This is a genomic window from Salinibacter sp. (assembly GCF_036626415.1).
Taxonomy (GTDB): domain Bacteria; phylum Bacteroidota; class Rhodothermia; order Rhodothermales; family Salinibacteraceae; genus Salinibacter.
In genome coordinates this window covers 1-4,784 of sequence record NZ_JAZKRW010000174.1, presented here as the reverse complement: position 1 = coordinate 4,784, position 4,784 = coordinate 1, and the positions used below count along the sequence as shown (strand labels likewise).

The window sequence follows — 4,784 nt, the reverse complement described above, 5'->3', positions numbered from 1 at the left end:
CTCGAGGCTGAAGGGATCCCGCCGCAGCTCGACATCGACGCTGGGCGAGTCGCCCAGCTCCACCGTCAACGGAATCTGCCGCCGCTGATACCCGAGGGCCGACACCTCCAGCACGTAGCGCCCGGGCCGGATTCGGGGGAACGCGTAGGCGCCCGCCGCTCCCGTCTGCCCCGTCCGAACGACCGTCGGGGCGCCGGCCCGCCGAAGCCTGACGCGGGCCCCCACGAGAGAGGCGCCGTCCGCCGCGTCGACGACCGTGCCCGTTACCGCCCCCCAATCCTGGGCCGCGGCCGCCGGGGAGGCAAGGCCCACGAGGAGCGCGATCACAAGAACGATCAGTCCGGCGGGTGCACGGGGCGACGGATCCACGTCGGTGCTCTGCGTGACCATGCCGAACCCGTCGTGACTTCTCGCATCAATTGGCGGAACGGAACAATCGGCTGGTGTTGTAACGGTGACGTACCAAAATCACGTTCCGGACCGCTGGCGTCCTCGGCTCTTTTTTGGTCGTTTGATTCTGCCTCATCGTGCGGTGCACCCGCCGTCCCGGCAGCGATCTACTCATTCTCGAGGCTTCTGGGACGGGAGGGTGCGTCGCAGCACGCGGATGACATTCTCGCCCATCATCTGCTCGATCTCTCGGGTCGAAAACCCTTCGTCGAGGAGGGCCTCCGTGAGGAGTGGCAGGCCGGTGGCGTCGAACGGGACCGAGACGGTGCCGTCAAAGTCGGTGCCGAGCGCCACATGCTCCACCCCCACGCGGTCGGCCACGTGCCGCATCGCCGCGGCCGCCGCGGCGGGGCCGGCCCCACACAGCGCCGTTTCCCAGAGCCCGATCCCGATGACGCCCTCCCGCGCGGCAACGGCCTCGATATGCCGATCGCTCAGGTTGCGCGGGCTGTCGCAGGTGGCGCGGACGCCGGTGTGGCTCACCACGACGGGCCCGTCGGTCCGCGCCAGCACGTCGTCGATGAGCGCCTCCGACGCGTGGGCGAGGTCGATCGTCACGTCGCGGGCCGCGAGCCGGTCGACCACCGCGGCCCCGAAGTCGGTGAGGCCTCCGTTGTCGAGCCCGGTCGACGACCCGCCGAGGGCGTTGTCGTGCAGGTGGGTGAGGCTCATCATGCGGTAGCCGTCGTCGGCGAGCGTGTCGACGTTTGCGACGTCCCCCTCCAGCGCGTGCAGCCCTTCGACGGCCAGCAGGGTGCCCATGGCGGACGGCGCCTCGCGCCGCTGCGCCAGCAGAGAGTCCAGGTCGGCCCGGGTGCGAAGGAGCATCAGCGCCTCGTCGCGGGCGACGGCACGACGGAGCTTTTTGGCCTGGTACCGGGCCCGTTCGAGGCGGCTCGTCCAGGTGCGCACGGGCCAGCGCTGGGCGGCGGCGAGGAAGGGAATCTGGTCGAGGGCATCGGCGTCCGTGCCGGCGTAGCTGCGGCCGAGCGGCACCTGCGTGACGGCCGCAAAGACCTGGAGGCCCACCCCGCCCTCCCGCAGGCGGGGCACGTCGGTATGCCCACGGTCGTGGCGCCGCAGCGGATCGCGGGGCCAGAGCAGGAGGTCGTTGTGGAGGTCCGCGACCGTCAGGGTGTCGTGCACCGCCTCGGCCCGCTTGGCCGCACCATAAGGCGGCTCCGCCTGGACGGTGTTGTAGCGCGCGTCGGCAATCGGGGCGGCCGCGGTAAAGTAGCCGACGATGGCCAAGACAAGAAGCCCGGCCAGGGCGTACAGGACGAGACGGAGCACGGATGCGGGACGTGTTGGGGACGGTGACGGGCAGTCCGACAGGGATTGCCCCTACATTTTCGTGCCCCCCAACGTTCACCGCGGGAGGGCCTTCCCCATCGCGGCGCCCCGGCTCCACACCCGTGTTCTACAACAGCCCCCCGCCCCCGAGCGGGTAAAAGAGCCCGAGCAGAACGCCGTACACGACGTGCCCCACGAGCGTGAGCACCGGCGTGCTGCGGCCGTAGTTGAGCGCCAGGAAGCCGGGCGGCTCCAGCTGTCGGGTGGGCGTGGGCCCGTGGTGCGTGCTCGCCATGCGGGGGTGGAGGTCCGGCAGCATGGGCATGAGCACGGCGAGCAGGAACAGGCCGTGGAAGACGCCCAGCAGGCCGCCGAGCCACCACGTGGCCCACTGCCAGCTCTCAAAGACCAGCGCGTAGAGGACCGCGAAGCTCATCCCGAAGGCGAGGTGCGCCCCGAAGCCGATGCCCATCGCCCGCCCCCGATGCGAGGTGAACATGCTCCCGATCATGTAGGGGAAGCTCATCCGGGACCACCCCAGCCCCTGGCTCGCCGACATCAGCAGCGTGAGCAGTCCCGTGGCGAAGAGGCCCCACAACAGGGCCGACCCAACATTGAGGGCGAATACGGACGTCATTGCGGCTCGGGGTGCTGGTAGAGAGGGGTGGCCTCCTCGGCCTTCGAAATCGTGATGGCGGCGTTAATGAGCCCGACGTGCGTAAACGCCTGGGGAAAGTTGCCCAGGAACGTCCCGGTGTCCGGGTCGATCTCCTCCGCGAAGAGCCCGAGGTCGTTTGCGTATCCGATCGTCTCGCCGAGCTTCTCGCGCGCCTCGTCGAGCCGGCCCAGTCGGGCGAACATCTCCTCGTCCCAGAAGCTGCAGAGGCCGAAGGCCCCTTCCTCGGACGTGAACCCGTCGTTGGTGTCGGGCGGGTACCGGTGGAGAAGTCCGTTCTGGGCCAGCTCCTCGTGGATGCGGGCAAAGGTCGACTTCATGCGCGGGCTCGTCGCCTCCTCGTACCCGTAGGTGGGAAGCAGGAGCAGGCTCGCGTCCAGCCGGTCGCCCCCAAACGTGGCGACGTAGCTTTCTTTCTCCTCGTTGTAGCCGTGCTCGTCCACCGCGGCCCGGATCTTGGTGGCCTCTCTCCGGTAGCGGTCGGCCGGGATGGAGACGTACCCCTCCTCGTGCAGCGCCAGGAGGCGCTCCAGGGCGACCCAGCACATGGCCTTCGAAAACGTGTGGTGGTGCCGCCCGGAGCGCACCTCCCAGATGCCCTCGTCCGGCTCCTCCCACCGGGCGCACACCTCGTTGCCGAGGCTGACGAGGAGACGGCGGTGCCAGTCGTCCAGCGCGTGCTCCCGTTGCACAAACTCGTACGCCGCGCTGATGAGCTCCCCGTACGTGTCGAGCTGGAGCTGGTCGTGCGCGCCGTTGCCCACCCGCACCGGCGGCGACGCCCGGTAGCCCTCCAGGTGCGACAGCGTGCGCTCCGACAGGTGGGTGTTGCCGTGCACGTCGTACATCACGTGCAAATCCGGTGCGGTCAGGCGCGTGGCGTGCAGGAGCCAGGAGAAGAAGGCGCGCCCCTCGTCCTCGTAGCCCAGTTCGTAGAGGGCCCGCAGCGTCAGGGCGGCGTCGCGGAGCCAGCAGTAGCGGTAGTCCCAGTTCCGCTCCCCCCCAATCGCCTCGGGCAGGGAGGTGGTGGGCGCCGCCACGATGGCGCCCGACGGGGCAAAGGTCATGAGCTTGAGCGTGAGGGCGCTCCGCACCACGGCGTCGCGGTAGGGCCCCTCGTACTCGCACTGCGCCGCCCAGTCGCGCCAGTAGTTGATCGTCCGGGCCAGCTTGCGCTGGGCGTGGTCGCCCAGGAGGGGCAGTACGGCCGGCGCCTCGTCGTCGTAGGTGAGCGAGAGGAAGTGCCGGTCGCCCGCACGCAGCGTCTGGTCTCCGTGGAGCGCGCTTTGCCCGGACGACGGCGCGAGGGGCACCTCGCTCCGCACGACGAGAACCGCCCCGTCGTAGTTGTAGAAGAACCCGTGGGGGCCCCGATCGTCGAAGGACGGGTCGAGCTGTGCGTACTCCAGGCGCGGCTCGCACACCACCTGAACGGTCACCGTCCCCTCCACACACTCCACCCGGCGCAGGATCTCGTGGGTCGGCCACAGCTCGCGGCGGTACGCCTCGGGCGGCCCCACCGGCATCAGGTCCGTCAGCCGGAGCACCCCCGTGTCCGTCGTGAAGGTCGTCTCCAGCACGTTCGTGTCGCCCATGTACCGCCGCTCCACCGAGTACTCCCGCGACGGCCGCACCTGAAAGTGCCCCCCACGCTCGGCGTCCAGGAGCGCGGCGAAGACGGACGGGCTGTCAAACCGCGGCCAACACAACCAGTCGATCGACCCGTCCGTGCCCACAAGGGCGGCGCTCGCGCAGTCGCCGATGACGGCGTAGTCTTCGATGGGGACGTACCGGTCGTCGGTGCCAGACATTCGAGGGCGATGATGACGGAGCGAGACAGACAATTCTTCTTCCCAAGGCCCGGGGAGCAAAGGCTGTTCGCCCCGATCCATATATGCCTTTTCCACAAGATCTATACCACCAGATCGGGGTCGGGCCGCTTTCTGATCGTTCCCGTCTTTCTGCGGGGCGGGAACTTGAACTGGAAATACTGAACGCCCATGATAGCGGGCGATCTGTGAAATGCCCAAAGCGTGACTCCGCTCTTACTCCGTCCGGCGCGGTGTTGTAAGAGAATTTCTTCTCCAATCGTGGAGGACGATGCGCTGCTCACCGAGGGAGCGGCGTTTCATTGTAAACTTTTTTTACTTTCATTTTGAAAATTATTTTTTAGATACGCTTAGACGTCACGATGCCGCTCTTCTGTGTAGAGCTCGCAAATTGGAGGTGAAGGACTTTCGATCTTCTACTTTCATCCGTACAGTTTTTGGGCAATGTACTCTTCTCCTTTCCTACAATCCGAATCATACACCTCTCAGGGGGACATATTTCGGACTGTAAAGGACGAGTGTTCGGGCGCAGGTAG

At 67.6% G+C, this 4,784-nt stretch carries 4 protein-coding genes; all 4 read right to left on the bottom strand.

The window, feature by feature from the left end; all coding sequences use genetic code 11:
- Positions 1 to 390: carboxypeptidase-like regulatory domain-containing protein (locus V5A20_RS13130; RefSeq protein ID WP_332327542.1), on the bottom strand; the 390-nt coding region annotated here is incomplete at its 3' end.
- A gap of 171 nt (positions 391 to 561) precedes the next feature.
- Positions 562 to 1,743, bottom strand: coding sequence for a dipeptidase (locus V5A20_RS13125; RefSeq protein WP_332327541.1), 1,182 nt, complete (start codon positions 1,741 to 1,743; stop codon positions 562 to 564).
- A 127-nt stretch (positions 1,744 to 1,870) separates the two neighbouring features.
- Complete coding sequence (locus V5A20_RS13120) at positions 1,871 to 2,380, bottom strand: hypothetical protein (protein WP_332316932.1); 510 nt, start codon at positions 2,378 to 2,380, stop codon at positions 1,871 to 1,873.
- Positions 2,377 to 4,230 (bottom strand): glycoside hydrolase family 15 protein, encoded by a 1,854-nt coding sequence (locus V5A20_RS13115; protein ID WP_332316931.1) that lies wholly within the window; start codon positions 4,228 to 4,230, stop codon positions 2,377 to 2,379. Before V5A20_RS13115 ends, V5A20_RS13120 begins: the two co-directional genes overlap by 4 nt.
- Positions 4,231 to 4,784: the final 554 nt, after the last annotated feature.

Coding starts and splice junctions, on each gene's coding strand:
- V5A20_RS13115 (WP_332316931.1), bottom strand. CDS start 4,230: ATGTCTGGCACCGACGACCGGTACGTCCCCATCGAAGACTACGCCGTC.
- V5A20_RS13120 (WP_332316932.1), bottom strand. CDS start 2,380: ATGACGTCCGTATTCGCCCTCAATGTTGGGTCGGCCCTGTTGTGGGGC.